The organism is Methylobacillus caricis (genome assembly GCF_020532705.1).
Lineage (GTDB): Bacteria > Pseudomonadota > Gammaproteobacteria > Burkholderiales > Methylophilaceae > Methylobacillus > Methylobacillus caricis.
This window is the reverse complement of record NZ_JAJAVD010000001.1, coordinates 671,507-691,239: the sequence shown is the minus strand read 5'-3', so window position 1 is coordinate 691,239 and position 19,733 is coordinate 671,507. Positions and strand designations below refer to the sequence as shown.

Annotated in this window: 16 protein-coding genes; 5 read left to right on the top strand and 11 right to left on the bottom strand. The window is 54.0% G+C overall.

The genetic code is table 11. The annotated features are described in order from the left end of the window. Positions 1 to 72 precede the first annotated feature (72 nt). A complete protein-coding gene (locus tag LG200_RS03290) occupies positions 73 to 1,944 on the bottom strand; it encodes a methanol/ethanol family PQQ-dependent dehydrogenase (RefSeq protein WP_226756169.1) in 1,872 nt (623 codons plus the stop codon). Between the two features lie 278 nt (positions 1,945 to 2,222). Here LG200_RS03290 and LG200_RS03285 point away from each other — a divergent pair, with 278 nt between their 5' ends. Beyond that, the gene (locus LG200_RS03285; RefSeq protein WP_226756168.1) at positions 2,223 to 4,118 is read left to right on the top strand and encodes a sigma-54-dependent Fis family transcriptional regulator; all 1,896 of its coding nucleotides are present in this window, start codon (positions 2,223 to 2,225) and stop codon (positions 4,116 to 4,118) included. 131 nt (positions 4,119 to 4,249) lie between these two features. Here LG200_RS03285 and LG200_RS03280 read toward each other — a convergent pair whose 3' ends face one another. Then, positions 4,250 to 5,083 (bottom strand): ferritin-like domain-containing protein, encoded by an 834-nt coding sequence (locus LG200_RS03280; protein ID WP_226756167.1) that lies wholly within the window; start codon positions 5,081 to 5,083, stop codon positions 4,250 to 4,252. A 132-nt stretch (positions 5,084 to 5,215) separates the two neighbouring features. Here LG200_RS03280 and LG200_RS03275 point away from each other — a divergent pair, with 132 nt between their 5' ends. From LG200_RS03275 to LG200_RS03265, 3 genes are read left to right on the top strand one after another with little or no spacing between them, the layout of a single operon-like run. Beyond that, positions 5,216 to 6,724, top strand: coding sequence for a phage tail sheath family protein (locus LG200_RS03275; protein ID WP_226756166.1), 1,509 nt, complete (start codon positions 5,216 to 5,218; stop codon positions 6,722 to 6,724). Beyond that, complete coding sequence (locus LG200_RS03270) at positions 6,724 to 8,313, top strand: phage baseplate assembly protein V (RefSeq protein WP_226756165.1); 1,590 nt, start codon at positions 6,724 to 6,726, stop codon at positions 8,311 to 8,313. The genes LG200_RS03275 and LG200_RS03270 overlap by 1 nt, the downstream gene beginning before the upstream one ends. A gap of 12 nt (positions 8,314 to 8,325) precedes the next feature. Beyond that, entirely contained in the window at positions 8,326 to 8,592 is a 267-nt protein-coding gene (locus tag LG200_RS03265; RefSeq protein WP_226756164.1) for a PAAR domain-containing protein, read from the top strand. A gap of 9 nt (positions 8,593 to 8,601) precedes the next feature. On the opposite strand, the gene LG200_RS03260 is transcribed toward LG200_RS03265, so the two are convergent. Then, positions 8,602 to 8,784, bottom strand: coding sequence for a DUF2218 domain-containing protein (locus LG200_RS03260; protein ID WP_226757339.1), 183 nt, complete (start codon positions 8,782 to 8,784; stop codon positions 8,602 to 8,604). On the opposite strand from LG200_RS03260, the gene LG200_RS03255 reads away from it, so the two are divergent. Continuing rightward, positions 8,722 to 8,943: a helix-turn-helix domain-containing protein gene (locus LG200_RS03255; protein ID WP_226756163.1), complete on the top strand. Its 222-nt coding sequence runs from the start codon at positions 8,722 to 8,724 to the stop codon at positions 8,941 to 8,943. The two genes, LG200_RS03260 and LG200_RS03255, sit on opposite strands and share 63 nt — an antisense overlap. A 214-nt stretch (positions 8,944 to 9,157) precedes the next feature. Here the strand turns inward: LG200_RS03255 and LG200_RS03250 are convergent, their stop codons facing one another. From LG200_RS03250 to purL, 8 genes are all read right to left on the bottom strand, one after another. Then, positions 9,158 to 10,018: an SMP-30/gluconolactonase/LRE family protein gene (locus LG200_RS03250; RefSeq protein ID WP_226756162.1), complete on the bottom strand. Its 861-nt coding sequence runs from the start codon at positions 10,016 to 10,018 to the stop codon at positions 9,158 to 9,160. A 146-nt stretch (positions 10,019 to 10,164) separates the two neighbouring features. Beyond that, on the bottom strand, positions 10,165 to 11,463 hold the full coding sequence (locus LG200_RS03245; RefSeq protein WP_226756161.1) for an MFS transporter: 1,299 nt from the start codon (positions 11,461 to 11,463) through the stop codon (positions 10,165 to 10,167). A gap of 140 nt (positions 11,464 to 11,603) precedes the next feature. Then, a complete protein-coding gene (locus tag LG200_RS03240; RefSeq protein ID WP_226756160.1) occupies positions 11,604 to 12,188 on the bottom strand; it encodes a hypothetical protein in 585 nt (194 codons plus the stop codon). Between the two features lie 18 nt (positions 12,189 to 12,206). Then, complete coding sequence (locus LG200_RS03235; RefSeq protein WP_226756159.1) at positions 12,207 to 13,421, bottom strand: PQQ-dependent sugar dehydrogenase; 1,215 nt, start codon at positions 13,419 to 13,421, stop codon at positions 12,207 to 12,209. Positions 13,422 to 13,455: 34 nt separating this feature from the next. After that, positions 13,456 to 14,721: an NAD(P)/FAD-dependent oxidoreductase gene (locus LG200_RS03230; RefSeq protein ID WP_226756158.1), complete on the bottom strand. Its 1,266-nt coding sequence runs from the start codon at positions 14,719 to 14,721 to the stop codon at positions 13,456 to 13,458. A gap of 5 nt (positions 14,722 to 14,726) precedes the next feature. After that, positions 14,727 to 15,080, bottom strand: coding sequence for a c-type cytochrome (locus LG200_RS03225; protein WP_226756157.1), 354 nt, complete (start codon positions 15,078 to 15,080; stop codon positions 14,727 to 14,729). A gap of 84 nt (positions 15,081 to 15,164) precedes the next feature. Then, positions 15,165 to 15,644, bottom strand: a complete 480-nt coding sequence (locus LG200_RS03220; protein ID WP_226756156.1) for an ankyrin repeat domain-containing protein — start codon at positions 15,642 to 15,644, stop codon at positions 15,165 to 15,167. Positions 15,645 to 15,718: 74 nt separating this feature from the next. Further along, positions 15,719 to 19,612, bottom strand: a complete 3,894-nt coding sequence (gene purL / locus LG200_RS03215) for a phosphoribosylformylglycinamidine synthase (protein WP_226756155.1) — start codon at positions 19,610 to 19,612, stop codon at positions 15,719 to 15,721. Between the last annotated feature and the right edge of the window lie 121 nt (positions 19,613 to 19,733).

Sequence of the window (19,733 nt, the reverse complement as noted above, 5' to 3'; positions counted from 1 at the left end):
CTCAGACATTACTCAGCGGAGATGAGCCAGAATGAGTCGAGGAGATGATTAGTCGATAAACCCTTGCTGCCACTACAGACTGAACACGTTCATGGCGCCCCCGCCAGGCGCTGCATTCCAGTCCTTCAATTCCTTGTAACCGCCCGCAGCGCCCAGGCCGTCGGTATCATTGGTCAGGCCAAGGTTCATGGCCACACCAGCCCAGCCACCAATCCCCGACAACACGCCAACATACTGCTTGCCCTTGAAGCTATAAGTAATCGCATTGCCTACCACGCCAGAGCCGACCTGCATCTTCCACAATTCCTTGCCAGTCTTGGCGTCCAGTGCCTTGAACCATCGATCCAACGTACCGTAAAAGACCAGGTCTGAACCGGTTGCCAGGGCACCGCCCCAGGCAGAGAACTTTTCCTTGTTGTACCAACGCGCCTTGCCCTTGAGACCATCCCATGCCATGAAACCGCCCATGACCCCATCAGGACCCGCGAACATGGTCAATGTCGCGCCCACCCAAGGCTGGCCGGCAATGTACTTGGACTCGGTCGGTTCGTACGTCATGCATACATGGTTAAGCGGCACATAGAACAACTGTGTCCTGGGTGAATAAGCCGCCGGCTGCTCATCCTTCACGCCCAGCGCAGAAGGACAAATTCCCTGTGCGTTGTAATCCTGGTGTGTAGAGAACCTGGGATCCTTCTGAGGAATACCCGTCTTCAGGTCTATCGATTTCGCCCAGTTCACAAACGGATGCATTTTCTCGGCTGCCACCAGACTGCCATTGGTCCGGTCAAAGGTGTAACCGAAACCGTTGCGGTCAAAATGGGTTGCCAGCTTCTTGCCTTGCGCATCCCACAATATGGTTTCGTTCATGCCGTCATAATCCCACTCGTCATGCGGTGTCATCTGGTAGCCCCATTTGGCCATGCCAGTATCCACATCCCGCGCAAAAATGGTCATGGACCACTTGTTGTCGCCCGGGCGTACGTCAGGATTCCAGGTGCCTGGATTACCAGTACCGTAATACATCAGGTTGAGTGCAGGGTCATACGAGTACCAGCCCCATGTAGGGCCGCCGCCATGCTCCCAGCCATTCTTGACTGCCTGGGGCTTGAGCCAGGTTTTTACACCCAGATCCGTTTCCGGAAACTTAAGCTTTTCCTTTGCAAGCGGCTTGAAGGAGCCGCCCTCCTTGTTGCCGCCATTCACATCTTCATAGAGTGACAGGGCGCTGTAATGAGGGTTTTCCTTGTTGAAATCCTTGCCGATCAAGGCGTCAGCATCAGAACCGGTGCTATAGGCGCGCCAGGCCAGGCTGCCATCCTTGATGTTGTAGGCGGTAATGTAGCAACGCACGCCATATTCACCGCCCGAACAGCCGGTAACAACCTTGTCTTTGATTACATGGGGCGCATTGGTAGTGGAAGCGCCTTCCTTGTTATCCACTACCTTGACATCCCATTTCTTGGCACCTGTTTTGGCATCCAGTGCCACCAGAATGCCGTCGTTCTGCTGAAGGAAAATCTTGCCATCACCGTAACCCAGGCCGCGATTGACGTTATCGCAGCACAACAGCGCCTGTACCGCTGGATCCTGCTTGGGGAAATAGGACCAGATAATTTTCTGGTTGTTATTCAAGTCAAGCGCATACACATTGTTAGGGAAAGCCGTGTGGATATACATCACGCCATTGATAACCAGGGGCGCGCCTTCATGCCCACGATTCACCCCAGTAGCAAATGTCCAACTGTACTTGAGGTTTTTAACGTTGTTCTTGTTGATCTGCGCAAGGGCACTGTAACCAGTGTTGCTGAAATCCTTGCGTGGATGCGCCCATTGAGTGTCATCCTTGATCAGCTTGTCCAACTCTTCGTCTGCCCACGCCTGCGAAACCAGCAGGCTCAGCAATCCGGCACCCAGTGCCAGTGTGATTGGTTTTGCTTTCATGCCATTCTCCATAGTCGATTACATAGTCGAATTAATTTTTATAAATTGCATACCTTTCCAGGAATTTTTCCTGGCGCTATCTCTATGGCAATCCTTGTGCCAAGTCATGGGAAATACACCTGAATTCCTTTGAAACCCAGCATTGACAATGTCATCGGAGATGGTGATAAAAGGCCTGAATCATGGATTTACTTAGCTCCCAAACGATAAGTTGTGTCAGGATTGAACAGGTGCTACATTGGCTGGCACAGAGTTCACTTTTATATTCAGGTCTTGATATGCAGAACCCCGCCAGCGAATACTCCCAGCTATTGGATGCAAGGAACGAGTTTCTTGCGCGTGGCGTGGTGGAAAGCGGCCAGGTAGCCGAGGAAATAGAGCGCTCCTGGCGCCGCTGCGTGGAAAATGGCATGGATGCCGGGTCGCAGGTCCGTACGGAAATCCTGACCCGGCAGGAACTCCGCCTGAAACAGGAAGCCAACCATTTGCTGCTATCACAGGCACAGCCGGAAATGGAAAGCCTCAACGAGCAGATCAGCCACACCCGCAGCGTGATCGTCCTCACCGACCAGGAAGGCATCATCCTGCACAGCCTGGGCAACAGCGAATTCCTTGACGATGCCCAGCGCATCGCCCTGATGCCCGGATGCTCATGGCAGGAGAGCCTGCGCGGCACCAATGCAATCGGCACCGCCTTGGTCGAACGCTCGGCCATGACCGTACAGGGCGCGGAACATTTCCTCGACCGCAACCATATCCTCGGCTGCTCCGCCGTGCCAATCTTCAATGCGCAGAACGAGGTCATGGGCACATTGGACGTTTCCACTGATGTGAAAATGCCGCAGCAGCACACGCTTGCTCTGGTGCGCATGTCCGCTCAGATGATAGAAAACCGGCTGTTCACAGCCAGCCACGCGGGCGAATACTCGCTGCACTTCCATTCGCGCCCTGAATTCATCGGCACCTTGTGGGAAGGCATTGCCATCTTTGACCAAGGCAACCATCTCATCGCCATCAACCGCAGCGGCCAGTTCCAGCTAGGACTTGCCCCCGAACGCTTGCAGGGACTGAATTTCAGCCACTTGTTCGAGGCATTGCCCGCCAAGTATTTCCAGGCAGGGAATACTGGTAGCCAACTGGTTTTCCCCATGTATACCAGCCGCCAGGCCCGCATCTATGCCCGCCTTGAGCAGCGCCAGCTGCAACCAGAAAGCAACCTGTCGGCGCCACAGCCGCTACCGCGCCACTGCCCTGCCAGCCTCAGGATGCTGAACACGGGCGACGCGCGCATCGCGCAGGTCATTAGCCAGGTAGAGCGTGTAATTGACCAGGACATCCCCATCCTCATCGAGGGCGAAACCGGCGCAGGCAAGGAGTTGTTCGCGCGCGCCATTCATGAAGCCAGCAAGCGCAGCCAGGGACCATGGGTGGCAGTGAATTGCGCCGCGCTGCCCGAGGGCCTGATCGAGTCCGAGCTGTTCGGTTATGAAGAAGGCGCGTTTACCGGCGCGCGGCGCAAGGGCAGCCCGGGCAAGCTGGAACAGGCCGACGGCGGCACCCTCTTCCTCGACGAAATCGGCGATATGCCGCTGACACTGCAGGCGCGATTGCTACGCGTATTGCAGGAGCGCAGCGTTACGCCGCTAGGCAGCAGCAAGTCCAAGCCGGTGGACTTTGTATTGTTGAGCGCCACCAATCAGAAACTGCGCGAAAAGGTCGAAAGCGGCGAGTTCCGCCGCGACCTCTATTACCGCCTCAACGGCTTGACCGTTACCCTGCCTGCCCTGCGCCAGCGCCAGGACCTACAGGCGCTCGTGGACACCATCCTGCAAACCGAGAATGCCACAGGCAAGGCGATTGATGCCGATGTCATGGCCTTGTTCGAGTCGCATCCATGGCCGGGCAACATCCGCCAGCTGCATAATGTGCTGCGCACCGCTCTCGCATTAGCGGGGCCGGAACCAGTTTCGCTGATGCACCTTACCCAAGATTTTCTGGACGATATCGACAACCCGCCTGAGGAAAAATCCTCCCCTTCGCTCACCAGCCTCACGGCAGAAGCGATCAAGGCCGCGATGCAAACTCATGTCGGCAATGTTTCCGCAGTGGCAAGACAGCTCGGCATCAGCCGCAATACGCTTTACAGGCGTATGAAGGAAATGAACCTGGTTTAGCTGTTGAAAATGCTTTGCGGGTCTAACAAAACTCAGTGCAGGAATTCTGGCTAGTGAGTCTCCCTACCGCAGGCAATATAAGCAGTACGACAAGGTAGGGCAACAACACCAAGAGAGTTTTGTTGGCCGCTCTAACTGCGTTCCACCAACAGGGCAAGTTCTGCCTCGCTGAACCCCGCCGCCTTCCTGGCAGGGAAATTGAATGGTCCGCGCAGCTTGGGCGCGCCATATTGCTGGGTGAGCAGCGCATAAGTCGCCACAGGTTCCAAGCCACGCTGTTCGCATAGCCAGCCATACCAGCGGTTACCGATCGCTACATGCCCGATCTCGTCGCGCAGCAATATGTCCAGAATCGCCGCGGCCTGGAGATCGCCCGCCTGCGCCAGCTTGGCACGCAAGGGCGGCGAGGCATCCAGTCCACGGGCTTCCATGGTGCGTGGCACCAGTGCCATGCGCGCCAGCACGTCGTCGCTGGTTTTTGCCACCATTTCCCACAAGCTGTCATGCCCGGTGAAATCGCCGTAGCGATAGCCCAGGCTTTGCAAGTGTTCATGCAGCAGGCCAAAATGCAACGCCTCCTCGGCGGCGATCTTGAGCCAGTCTTCATAGTATTCTGCCGGCATCCCGGCAAAGCGCCAGACAGCATCCAAGGCAAGATTGATAGCATTGAATTCTATATGTGCCAAGGCATGGATCAGGGCCGCCCTGCCTTCCGCGGTTCTCATGGACCGCTTCTTCAACAACAGGGGCGAGACGAGTTCCGGCTTTGCCGGCCGGCCCGGTATTGCCTGCCCCGAATCAAGATGAAGCCGTGGTGCTACGTCGGCTTCGCCTGCAAGCCAAGCCTCACGTAACACCGCCACGCCATGCGCCTTTTCGTCGGGATCACTGAGGCAAAGCAAGGCCAGTGCAGCCCGCCGCAATTCCTTTGTGCCTTCCGGTATTGATGATGCTTCTGGTTTCATGTGCGCATTTTAACTTTGCGCACAGCATTTACCAATGACACGGCTGAATTGACAACAATTTACATAAAACTTAATCCCGGCCTTAATTTGCAGTAATATGGATATATTTAAAAGCATCAAAAGGGGCAAGGCATGGGGAATCACCAATATCCTGGGATTTACGTGGAAGAAATATCACAGACTCCGGCTAGCGTCGAAGCTACCGCCACCTGCCTGCCGCTCTTTATCGGCTATACCGAGAAATCCGTCGACAAGAACGGGGCCTCTTTGCCGCCGGGCCAACCTTATTCGATCACGTCATTGGCAGAATACGAACAATGCTTCGGCAAAGGAGCACCTGAGACCTTGCGCGTTGTATTGGACGGCACAGGCCGTATTGTCAGTGCGGCAAGTTATAGCCCGTTTTATCTGCATGCGTGCATCCAGCAGTATTTCGCCAACGGGGGCAGTTTGTGTGAAATCCTGTCAGTTGGGCTTTATCCCAAGGCCCCGGATACAGTGGCATTGGAATCGGCCATCAGCCGGCTACCCGCCAGCGCTGCTTTTACCATGGTGGCAATTCCGGATGCCATATGCCTGCCGGAACTGGCTCAGCTACAGCACAAGCTGCTGCAATACTGCCAGCAGCAGGACCATTGCCTGGCTATCCTGGATGTTCCCTACTGCAACGACCAGACCCTGCCAACTACCGTAGCAACCTTTCGCGACAGCGTAGGCAAGCAGTGGCTCCGCCATGGCGCTGCCTTCCTGCCCTGGCTGGAGATAGCCCAGCCTCGCGCCGAACATTACGAAGACCTGGAGATCAAGTACACACCAGGTGTCGCTGCTGCCTGGAATCAATACCACAAGGCCACCAGGCTGCAGTCGCGTCTGCTGCACAAGCGCCTGGAAGAGTCTCCCGATATCGCCATCGGCAGGATGATTCCCCCCAACGGCACCATCATCGGCCTTTTCCACGCACATGACCGCAACCGTGGCATATGGAAAACACCGTCACAGGTACCAATCAATGAGGTTCTCGGCCTCAGCGCCAGCATCACTGACAACATGCAGGAACCCTTGAATATTGATAAACATGAAGGTAAATCCATCAATGCCATCCGCAAGTTCACTGGTCATGGAATATTGATGTGGGGCACCCGCACACTGGCAGGCAACGATAATGAATGGCGCTATATTGCCCAGGTACGCACCCGCGGTTTTATTCTGGCGTCGCTGCGCCGCCATCTGGCCCAGAAAGGCTTTGAAACCAACGATGAAAGAACCTGGGCACAAATCCGCCAGAGTTATCATGCTTTTCTGCATCAACTGTGGCAGGCCGGTGGCCTGGCTGGCGACAAACCAGAGCATGCGTTTTATATAAGAGCGGGCCTGAACCAGACCATGACCAGCCAGGACATCTCGGCTGGACGGCTAATTGTTGAAGTGGGTATTGCGCTGTCGAGGCCTGCTGAATTTGTCATCCTGAGAATTCAACAAACCATATCCTCTGCGCAGGTTGTTGAGCTCAATGCCCCAGTCAAAAGCATTACACCATCCAAGAAACCAAAAATTCGCGCCAAGACCAGCCCCATCAACGTCACTGTCAAACCTGCCCAGTATGTAAAGACAACCAAGCCTCGACCGCTGGAATCCTCCTGATGACAACACCCATATTGGTCATCAATGGCGCACGGTCCAGCCTGGCTGGCAACCTCAAGATGCTTCGTATCGAGCAACGCCTGAATGCGTTGCCGAACGCATATTTGCAGCTCGAATTCGACACATTGAACGCATTCGACCAAGCCAGTGGCAACCTGCTCCCCAACCAATTACTTGAAATTCATGCTGACAGCCAAATCTTGTTCCAGGGAAAGGTACAGCAGCAGAAAATAAAGTTTGGAGCGGGCAAATATCTGCTCACACTCATCTGCTGGCACCAAGCAGCTGCTTTACAAACCCATGTGCGCAGCCGCTGTTTTGCAGAAAACTCCGACAGCCAGACTATCCATGAGCTGCTTGCCCCATATGGCATTAAAGCCGATATCGAATCCTCGACGCTCCATCACCATGGCCTGATCCAGCACAATATCAGCGACTGGGATTTTCTGCTGCAACGTCTCAATGCAAACGGATTGGTAGCCTATTTCTCGGGAAGAAAACTGATCGTGACCTCTCCCGTCTTGCAACCCGCTCAGGGGGTTGCGCTGTCTTATCAAGAAATCATCAGCCTGGATATTGCGGTGGATGGCAACCAGCAAACCGGCGGATTGAAACTGTCTGCCTGGAACTCCGGCGAGCAATCATTATTCGAGGCCAATGCCGAAGCTCCTGATTTTTCCGTCAATGATCGTCTGGCTACGGCAACTCTAGTTGAAGATGCCGCACAAGACATCCAAACACAACACCTTGCTGGCGAATTTACAGAGCAAGGGCTACAAACCGCAGCCAATGCCCGGCTCACACAGTTACGGCTTGCCGCAGTGCAGGGCAAGATCAGCGCACTTGACTTACATCATGCCGCGCCTGGCCAGACCCTGAACCTTGATGCCATGGGCACCCTTCTTTCGGGAAACTACTATATTTCCGGAGTGACGCACGAATGGCCTGCTGGCGCGCCACCGCAAACCAATTTCGAGCTTGGCCTTTCCCAGCAGACCGCAAGCCGACCAACATCAAACACCGTTTCAAACCTGCTCATAGGCAAAGTGATTGAGACTGGCGAAGACCCGGCAGGCGAAGCCAGGATCAAAATCACCTGTCCCTTGATCGATCCTTATGGCCACGGCACATGGGCACGCCTTATCGTCCCCGAAGCCGGTCATTATTCAGGCACAGCGTTCATGCCGGAAGCAGGCAGCGAGGTCATGGTTGGGTTCACTGGTCATGACCTGCAGACTGCGGTAGTTTTCGGCGCATTTCATAGCAGCGCTATCCCATCCCCATTTGCCTCAGCAGATCAGAAAGGATATGTCAGCCACGCGGGGATGAACATCATTTTTGATGAAAACCAGCGCTCAGTCAGTATTGAAACACCGTCTGGCAACGGGTTGGCCATTGCAGACGAAGAAATTATCCTGCGCGACAGGCACGCTAACCGCATCAGTATGGGGGAGCAGGGTATCCGCATCGAAAGTCAGGCCGGCGTCAGTATCCACTCAACCGAACTGGATCTCGCTGGCCAATCGCGAGTCAAGGTTGAAAGCGGAGGAATCACCGCAATTAAAGGCAGCCTTGTTCACATCAATTGAACAGGACTCACCATGTCAGCTCCCGCTGCCCGGCAAGGGGACGTGATTATTTTCCGACAACCAGGGCCTGCAATGTCTCATATATCCTCAGGCTCAGCCACTGTGATGATAGGCGGCCTGCCAGCTGCATGCGTGGGTGATGCCGGTGTCCACGGCGACACCATTGCCAGCGGCTCCTCCACTGTGTTGATTGGCGGACGGCCCGCTGCGCGTATCGGAGATATCACAAGCACAGGCAACTTCATCGGTTCGGGATGTCCGAATGTGCTGATTGGGTGACAAGCACTGTCACCCTCTTTGCGCCCTATCGCGCGTTGACGCTGCAGGCCAGGCTAAAACCCAGTCCTGCCGTACCAGCGGCTGTCGCTCCAGCACGGCCATCGGAGAGCGGCGTGAGAACAAGGCAATATGTTCATCAAGCATATACTGGATGCGGTCCAGTTGTTCAGGGGCGGCGGCCTTACACTCCATATCGCAACCCGCAGGAAAAGCCTGGGGTTAACGCAGGAGTTTGTAGCTCAAAGACTGGGAGTGGAAATAGGAACAGTATCGCGGATAGAACGAGGCTTCATGCCTTTCGCTAAAAATCCTCAACAAGATTGCATATCAATTGTCCGCGCAAAAATATAGGAGTTGTTGGCCCGACCAGCCCGGTATCCAGCGCTTCAGGCACGAAGAATTAGTGGCTCTCTTGCAGAATCTGGAAGTAAGCGACCGAAAATACATGATAGAAACTACAAATCACTGAGCAAATATCTGCTCAAAAAATTTGGCTAGGAAATGAGTGATGCTCGGAACGGCCGTCTTTCCGTTCCGAAGCCCGCATGACTGGGTTTATTACAAATCAATGCAAATGTACCCAGGTCACTGTCCCTGCCTTCATATCTGGCACCAGCAAGGTCTTGCCATCGGGGGTAATGCCGATATCCGCCACGCTTTGAAAACCTTCCTTGACCAGTTTTACCTCATCTTCAATACTGAGGCTATAGATTTTCCCATTAAGAAAATCGCTGATGTAAATGCTATTGTTGGCTGAGAGCACCAGCCCATCACCACCGCCAAAGCCGTCTGCAAGCTGGATGAGATGTTGATTGGGAATATCAAGGCGATAAAGGATGCCGGTGGCAAAATCAACAAAGATCAAGACATCGCCAGTGTCGTCCATCAACAAGCCATTCGGGGCCATGATGCGTGGGTTCTGCTGATGGTTGATGATGGTGCTGACCTTGCCTGCCGGGTTGATTTTATAGATGGCACCGGCAGTCCCGCCCTTTTTCTCAATATCTCCACTTTCACTCACATAGAGATTCCCCTGTAGGTCTGGCTCTAGGTCATTGAGAAACAAAGGCGGAGCCGGAAAGGCACTCTTGTCAACAAATACTGTCCAGCTACCATTAGGCGCCACTTTGAGTATACGATCCTTATCCGCGACATACAGATGCTCGCCAATGAATGCCAGCCCCTTGGGGTCATTCATGCCCTTGGCAAATACCTTGACCCTGCCATTGGTGCCCACAACGCTGATCTGGCCATCGCCGTCTTTATTGAACTCACCGATTTCCGACACAAACACCCTGCCCTGCTTGTCCGCCACGACGGATTCTGGGGCCTTGAAACCTGACAGCTTCTTTACATCATGGGCATGTGCAATCCCACTCGCCAGCATCAGCAAGGCCAACATGCCTGTTGTGAAACGGTTCTGCATGGTCAATCTCCTCTATTGTCATTATTGGCCGGCGCCTTGGTCTACTTGGTCAGATGCGCAGCGCATTCGATTATGCGATTGAACGGGCACAAACTCAACCCAGCAGCAGGATCAACAAAAACATGGGATGACAGTGCATGAAGTACTTATTGCTGTGAATGCTTGTGATGATGTGGCTGCAGGAAAGGGGTCAGTACCAGCATCACGCCCGCCACGCATACCAACAACCAGATCGCAGCATGGAAATCCTGTGTCAGGTCGCGGATATAGCCTACTGACAGCGGCCCTACTGCTGCAATCAGATACCCAACTGTCAGAACAAACGCATTCCATGCATTGGTCTCGTCAACATTGTTGGTATTATCCAATGGCAAGGTCATACCCAGCGTAAACGCCCCGCCCAGCCCAAAAGCACAAAGGGATATGCTGAGAAACGGTGCAAACATGGGAGCCATTGCCAGGAATACCAGGCCGCATATGGCAAGTAAAGAACATGCAGCAAGCCAGCCACGCCTATCCACAGATTTACTAAGCGCACCCAAAACAGGATTGGAAATCATGAAGACAGCAGTGAACGAAGCCAGCACAAAACCGGCAATTGTCGGTGTCAGCCCGTACTCAATATACATGGGTGCCGTCCATGACAACACTGCATAAAAAAGGAAATTATCCGCGGCAAAGAACAATGCCACCATCCATGCGGTTGGGTTCCTGAGCGGCAATCGTGCAGGCTCGGCAACTGGGTTTTTTACTGCGCCCTGCTGTCGTTCACGCACTGCTATCAAGGCCCAGGCCAATACCGCAATCAAGGCAAGTACGCCCCACACCCCGGCTCCCATACGCCATCCACTTGCATACTGCATGGCAACCGGACCGCTCGCTGCCGCTGAAATCGTGCTGCCAAATGACAGGGCTGTTGCATAAATTCCCATGACCATGGCAGCCTTGGTGGGGAAATTACCCTTGATATAACCTGCCATCAGGGCACCAGCCACCGCAATTCCAGCCCCCACCCCAACTGTGCTTAACATCAGCATGTCGGTCGTGCTGGAAAATGCCCGGGCAACCATGGCAACACATAACAACAGCAAGGCCGTTAACAGCACAGGGTTACGCCCATATCGACGGGCAAGCCAGGGGGTAGGCAACGCCAGCAATCCCATCAGCAAGTCAGGGATAGTAGTCAGCAGGGAAGCTACCGTATGGGAAAGCTGGAATTCATCAATAATGAAAGGCAGCAAAGGCCCCATGGAAACAATGCCAGGACGCAGTGCAATTGCCACCAGAATGATAGCGGCCATCGCCAGCCAGGTTTTAACTGCCAGAGTGCTGGTATCGGCTAAAGATGTTTCTGGCGTGTTGGCATCAGTAATAACCGGGATGATAGGCGCAGATGCCGTTGAAAATAACTCGTATTGATCATCTTGCTCTATCTTGCCACGCATGACGCCTCCTCCGATGCATATTTGCCAAAGCGCCAATATACGGAGACGTATGCCCTGCCACCATACGTTATCTTGCGTAGCAGGACATAGGTAGAAGAAGACACTGCTGCACCGGAAAACCGGTGTAGCGGTTAAAACAACTACTTGGCGGGAGGCGCTATTCCTGGCAGCAGGGACACCATGGCACAGGGTGTATAGCTTTCCTTGCTGGAAATACCCTGGTCAATCAGTTTCTGTATGCCCGGATCTGCCTTCATTTTGTCAGCAACACGCTGGATAGCCAGGTCATACGCTGCCTGCACACTGTTCGCAGGCAAAATATCAAGGTCACCACTGTACCGCGACTCGCCTACATAACTGGCTATCGCACGTCCGCTGCCAGTGTAGACCGTGGCCTTGATAGTGCCGTAGAAGTTGCGCATGTGGGGGTTGTAAAACATCTTTGGCTGCACCCAAAGCAGGACATTGCCTGTCACACCAGCCTCACACATCACTGCTTCACCAAATTTCTCGCCCAATGTCTTGGTCAGCACCGGCTCCACCAAAGGTCCCTGAGCAAACCAGTAATCCTTCATGAAATGCCAGAGCTTGATCTGGTTGGTGTATTCATAGGGGCTGATATAGATCACGAGCTTGCTGGGTGCATCATGGCTAGCCACTTCCTCAGCATGGGCAAATGTACTTGCCAGCAATAGTGTCAGCAGACTGGCACAGAGTTTTTTCATTGTTTCCATCCTCAAAAATTACTTTTTATTGTAGCTAATACGATACACCAAACCAGCCCTGTCATCCGATACATACAGTGCACCATCAGGCCCCACCACCACATCTACCGGACGTCCCCAGGCGCTGTTGCTGGTTTGCCAGCCAGTGACAAAATCCTCAACCGCCGTTGGCTTGTTGTCCTTGAACTTGATGCGTACCAGCTTGTATCCATAAGGTTGCACGCGGTTCCATGAACCATGCATGGCAACAATGGCGTCATTCTTGTACTCGCTGGGGAAAGCCGCTTTATCGAGAAAAGTGATTCCCAGCGGAGTGGAGTGGGCACGCAAGGTAATGGCAGGCGGCTGCATATTGCTGCAGAAACCTGCCTTGCCCGGGAAATTGGGATCAGTCACACGGTTTCCCCAGCAATGGGGCCAGCCGTAGTGCTTGCCCGGCTCAATGTGGTTGATATGCTCAGGAGGCAGCTCGTCATTCATGGCGCCACCCTTGGTTTCAGAACGCATGTCTGCGCCATTGTTCGTGGCATACAAATCATTGGTGCCCGGTTGCCATGCCATTCCCTGCGAGTTACGTAGGCCCTGCGCCCAGATTGCACTCCTGGCGCCACTGACACTGCCATCTGGTGCCCCTGCCGGTTTACCATCTATGGTGTATCTCAGGATAGTCGCGCGCAGCGGATCACTTTCGATACAGATATTGCAACTGGAACCCACATTCAGATAGAGATGCCCATCTGGTCCGTACTTGATGGTTTTCAAGGTATGGCCTCCGGTCGGCAGACCGGAAATGACAGGTGTGAATTTGGTGGCAGGCCAACTGCCATTCTTGCGCTCCGCACGCACTATGCCATCCTGGTTGGATACGAGCATTTCACCGTTGACGAACACCAGGCTGTTCGGGGCGTTGAGGCCTTCCGCTGCCACGACAATCTCATCTGCCTTACCATCATGATTTCGGTCTGGCAGCATATAAACCTTATTATCTCCACTACTGGCGAGGTAAAGGTGGCCATCCGGGCCAAAAGCCATGAATCGCGGCTCTCGAGCATCATTACCGGAGGCGGGATTCAGCTTGGCAAAAGTGCTGATATGGAAACCAGCTGGCAACTTGAGGCTGGCTGCCACATCTTCAGGTACCTTGGTTACAGCAGCTACTGTGGTACAGGCAAGCAGGGAAACGCTAGTGACCACGCATAGTATCAAGCGAGCGGGCATGCAGTTATTCCACATGATTTCTCCGGGGTTGTGGCGAATGTAAGGTCGGCTAGGTTAAAGCGTCCGACCAGATATTACGAGCCCAGGATTGGGCATAGGTTCCCTCAAGGTCGGAAGGGACATCTGAAAGCCCACCACCATCCATAGTGACCATGAGCTTCTTCTCTGCATCATAGCGGTACACATTCGCCACATGGACTGCCATGCGGTCACTGACAAAACTATAGCAAGTATTGGCAAATACCGGCTCCGGGTCAGGCTCTTGCCCGCCCATCATGGCAACAATGGCATTGGCACAGACATGCGCATGAGAAGTGGCGATATGCGCAGACTTGGGTTGGGGTGAAAACACAGCGTCCCCCAGTACGTGCACCTCAGGTGAAATGGTGGAAGCATAACTACGAAAATCCACCGCGCACCAGTTGTTGTCGACATTGAGCAAGCCAGCCATTTGCGCAGGCTTGCCAGCCCGTTGAGGAGGAATGATGTTGAGCACATCCGCCTTGACGCGCTCAAACTCGGTTTCAACCTCGCGTGTCACTGGGTTCACATGCAAGACGGTACTATTGGGCCGGTAGTCGACTATTCCCGGGTACAACTCTTTCCAGGCACTCAGGAACAGGGCTTTCTTGGACACAATGTCTGGATTGGCATCCAGCACAATGACCTTGGATTTGGGTTTGTGAAGCTTGAGGTAAAACGCCACTTGGCAAGTACGCTCATAAGGCCCTGGCGGGCAACGAAATGGTGCTTTTGGAATACTGATCACCACAACACCGCCATCGGGCATGGATTCAAGTTGCTGGCGCAGGTTCAAAGTTTGAGGCCCGGCCTTCCAGGCATGCGGCACCAGTCGCTGTGCTTCGGCATTCTGCATTTCAGGCCATGCCGAATAATTGAAATCAATCCCAGGGGCCACCACCAGCCGGTCGTAAGTCATCTCACCACGGCTCATGGTGACCTTACGCGCAGCAGTATCAATATGAGTCACTTGATCGTGTACCCACTGGATACCATGATGTTTCTGCAACAGCCCATAACCGAAGGTCAGGTCATTGATACTGCGGCTGCCACCCAGCACCAAATTGCTCAAGGGACATGAAACGAACTGCGTGTTCTGCTCAACCACTACCACTTCTATGCCATAGCCGCTCCAGATCCGCAGATACTTGGCCAGCGTGGTGCCTGCATATCCGGCACCAATCACGACCACCCTGCCTTGCACTTTCCTGGCAGGTACAGCATGTGCCTCGAACCATGGAGCACCGATCAGCCCGGTAGCCGCCAGTTGCTTGATAAAATCACGACGCTGCATAGGCACTATTCATGTTGCAACTCCAGGGTTTGGGCTTGCGGCTCAACAATTGCCTGATGCTGCTGCACAGAAAAATACCCAGCCAATGCAGTAATTTCGGCTTCAGTCAGGCCTTTGGCATGGTGGTGCATGACGGTAGAAGCTTGTGAACCATTTCGGTATGCCTGCAACTTGGCAATAAACACCGATTCATCCATGCCTGCAAGGCTCAAAAGCCCGGTGGCACTATTGCCATTGGTGCCATGACAAACTGCACAGGAAGCCGCTAACGTAAGGGTGTGGGCGGGAAAATTCTGGGGTTCCGCACATACGCCAGTTACTGACATCAACAATAAGCCTAGCCAGAAACTGGTGTACATGGGAAATCTCATCACTAGCCTGGAATTATCTGGCAGATGAGAAATGGGCGATGAATCCGCCCAATCAATGCTGAACCTAAGGGATTAGTGGCACTTTTCTTCTTGGCAACCATCATCTTTGGCACCTGCAGCGGTAAGAAGATTAACCATGTCTGTACGGCCTTCATCGCGCAATGCGCGAATAATGGATACATTCCCGCGCAGCTTGGCATTGACATCGGCCCCATGCGCAATTAGGTAATTCACTACCTCCTTGTTGCCTTGATAAGCAGCCAGGTGCAGTGCGGTCATCTTGGTGATGGGATGCTTGTAGTTCACATCAGCCCCCTTTTCGATGAAGAACTTCACTGGCACCAACTGGCCCTTGTTGGCTGCAATTTGCAGGCCAGTCCAGGCAAAGAAGCTTTCATCAACTTCATAAGGATGCTGGAAGTACTTCTTGACCACCTTCATATCGCCTTTTCCAATGGCATCGGTATATTCCACTTGCTGATCCTCGGCATGCGCCACCCAGGTAAACCCGAGCATCAGCACTACCAGCACTGCCTTTAACATCTTGTTCATGCTACTTCTCCAATAGTTATAGTCTCTAAATTATGTGTGCTTTAACGCACATCTATTTACTGCTGTTGACCGTTTTAGCCTATGAATTTCCTGGCGTTACGGAACATGCGCATCCATGGCCCATCTTCACCCCAGCCATCAGGGTGCCATGAATGCTGTACTGCACGGAAAACCCGCTCAGGATGAGGCATCATAATACTGAAACGTCCATCAGCGGTAGTCAGACCAGTAATTCCCTGAATAGATCCATTGGGATTGAATGGATAAACTTCAGTGGAATTGCCACCGTTATCCACAAACCGCAAGCTTACCAGTTTGTTGTCAAGCACGGCCTTGACCGCTGCTGCATCCACAAACTCGGCGTAACCTTCGCCATGGGCAACGGCAATCGGCATGCGGCTTCCTGCCATGCCATTGAAGAACAACGAAGGCGATTCCATCACTTCCACCATGGCAACACGCGCCTCAAACTGTTCAGAACGGTTACGCACGAAATGCGGCCAGTTTTCAGCGCCTGGGATAATGCTGTGCAAATTGCTCATCATCTGGCAACCGTTACAGACACCCAAGGCAAATGAATCATTGCGCTGGAAGAAAGCAGAGAATTCCTCACGGGCACGCTGGTTGAACAGGATGGATTTTGCCCAGCCTTCGCCCGCACCCAACACATCGCCGTAAGAGAAGCCACCACAGGCAACAAAACCAGCGAAATCCTTGAGGCTGACGCGGCCGCTGATGATGTCGCTCATATGCACGTCATGCGCCTGAAAGCCAGCCCGGTCAAATGCCGCCGCCATTTCCACCTGGCCGTTAACGCCCTGCTCGCGCAGGATAGCCATCTTGGGCTTGATGCCGCTGGCAATGTAAGGCGCAGAGATATTCTCAGCTGGGTCGAAACTCAGCCTGGCGTGCAGGCCGGCATCTTTTTCATCCAGGATACGGTCGTATTCCTGTTGAGCGCATTGCGGGTTGTCGCGCAGCTTCTGCATCTGGTAAGTCGTTTCAGACCATGCACGATGCAAGGCTACGCGGCTTTCGGCAAACACAACACGTCCATCCTGATGAATGCGGATGTTGCCATGAGGAGCAGGCGTGCCAATCACGTGGACCAGGCCACCAAGTTGCGGCTTGAGTTCAGCCACAATCGCATCCGCCTCGGCGGCACGCACTTGCAGCACGGCACCCAGTTCTTCGTTATACAGCGCGGCCACCGCATCTTCACCCAGGCTGGTGATATCGATATCCAGGCCGCAGCGTCCGGCAAATGCCATTTCCACTACTGTGGAGAATAGGCCGCCATCGGAACGGTCATGATAGGCCAATAATTTGCCTTCACGGTTGAGTTTCTGCACACCATCAAAAAATGCCTTGAGGCTGGCGTCATCATCCACATCCGGCGCTACATTGCCCACTGTCCCATACACTTGAGCCAGCGCGGAACCACCCAAGCGGTTCTTGCCTGCACCCAGGTCTATCAGCAACAACTTGGTATCGCCCAAGTCTGTGCGCAATTGCGGTGTCAGTGTCTTGCGCGCATCCGGCGTGGGGGCAAAGGCAGTCACTACCAATGAAATCGGTGAAGTCACAGCCTTTTTCTCGCCATTTTCTTCCCAGACGGTTTTCATGGACATGGAGTCCTTGCCCACCGGGATGCTGATACCCAGCGCAGGACAAAGCTCCATCCCCACTGCCTTGACGGTATCAAACAAAGCGGCATCCTCACCTGGATGTCCGGCCGGGGCCATCCAGTTGGCAGAAAGCTTGAGATCGGAAATGTCATCAATCAGGCTGGCGGCAATATTGGTGATGGACTCCCCAATTGCCATGCGGCCAGACGCAGGGCCGTCAATCAGCGCCAGCGGGGCCTTCTCGCCTATGGCAAAAGCCTCGCCGCGATAGGTTTCATAGCCTGCCAGCGTCACGGCCACATCCGCCACAGGCACCTGCCACGGGCCCACCATCTGGTCGCGCGCAACCAGGCCGGTCACACTGCGGTCCCCAATGGTAATCAGGAAAGTCTTGTCAGCCACCCCGGGCAGGCGCAATACTCGTTCAGCAGCTACTTTCAGGTCAATCCCGGCATGGTCAAACTCAGCCAGTTCACGGCTAGCATGCTTCACATCCCGCGTCATCTTGGGCGGCTTGCCCAATAGCACGGAAAGGTCCATATCCACCGGATTGTTGTTAAAGTGGCTATCCGCTACCGTCAGATGTCTTTCTTCGGTAGCCTCACCTACCACGGCAAACGGACAACGCTCGCGCTCGCAGATCTCGGCAAACAGCGGAAGGTCTTCCTTGCGCACGGCCATCACATAACGCTCTTGTGCCTCGTTACTCCAGATTTCACGCGGGGCCATGCCTGGTTCTTCGTTGTGCACGTCGCGCAGCTGGAACCTGGCGCCAACACCCGCATCGTTCACCAGCTCAGGGAAGGCATTCGAGATGCCGCCTGCACCCACATCATGAATACTCAGTATCGGGTTCTTGTCGCCCAACTGCCAGCAGCGGTCGATCACCTCTTGCGCACGGCGCTCCAGCTCGGGGTTACCGCGCTGCACGGAGTCAAAATCCAGGTTCTCGGTATTGGCGCCGGTATCCATACTCGACGCCGCACCGCCGCCCAGGCCAATCAGCATGGCTGGGCCACCCAGTTGAATCAAGGCAGCACCCGGCGGGATCGGGTTCTTCTTGGAGTGCTTGGCAGAGATATTGCCCACGCCACCCGCCAGCATGATGGGCTTGTGATAGCCACGAATTTCATCCGCCGCCTCAATTTCCAGCGTGCGGAAATAACCGGCAATGTTAGGACGGCCAAACTCATTGTTGTAGGCAGCGCCACCAAGAGGGCCATCCACCATAATTTGCAATGGCGAGGCAATGCGTGCAGGCTTGCCGTTATCCTGCTCCCAAGGCTGCTTGAAGCCCGGGATATTGAGGTTGGACACGGAAAAACCTGTGAGGCCAGCCTTGGGCTTGGAACCGGAGCCAGTCGCGCCTTCATCACGGATCTCACCACCCGCACCTGTTGCCGCACCAGCAAAGGGGGAAATCGCTGTGGGATGGTTATGCGTTTCCACCTTCATGAGGAAGTGCATATCTTCCTCGACAAAACCATAGCTGCCATCCGACTGGGGATAGAACCGCTTGGTTTTTTCACCCTGCACAATCGAGGCATTATCGGAATAGGCCACCACTGTCTTGCCTGGGTTAAGCTTGTGCGTATTGCGTATCATGCCAAACAGGGACTGCGCTTGCTCCACACCGTCAATCACCCAGTCCGCATTGAAAATCTTGTGCCTGCAGTGCTCTGAATTGGCTTGGGCAAACATCATCAGCTCAACATCGGTTGGATTGCGACCGATGCGCTGGAAATTCTCCACCAGGTAATCCACTTCGTCAGGTGACAATGCCAGGCCCATGTCTGAATTGGCAGCATCCAGCGCGGCCTTGCCGCCAGCCAGGATATCCACGCTCGACAAGGGAGCTGGTTCAGCCGTGTGATAAAGCTTTTGCGCGTCAGCCAGATCAGCAAATACGGATTCGGTCATGCGGTCATGAATCAGCGAGCGCAGAGCAAGCTTTTCCGCATTCGTGAGCGGACTGCCATCGGCAGTCACTGCATAATAAGCCACGCCCCGCTCCAGGCGCTGCATGGCTTCCAACCCACAGTGACGAGCAATATCAGTAGCCCGCGAGGCCCATGGGGAAATCGTCCCAGGACGTGGAATCACAAGAAACAACTCACCTGCCGGCGTTTCTTCATCCAGCCGCGGCCCATAAGTCAGAATCTGCTTGAGCGTCTGCTCCTGCGCTTCAGTCAATGCCACATCTATCCAGGCAAAATGCCAAAACTCGGCATACAAATGGCTAATGCGCGGCGCGGCAACTTTAAGTGCGCTCAGGATTTTTTCAAGACGGAAAGGAGATGAAGCGGCACTGCCACGAAGACTAATCATTTGGCTGGACATGAGGAAATTCAAAGTGTTGGCAAAAACGGAATTTTACCAGATTATGCCCGACCCTATCGCTTGAAGCTGCAGGAAAATCAGCCATGCATTGCCGTCAGCAGCAACATCACTATATCCAATA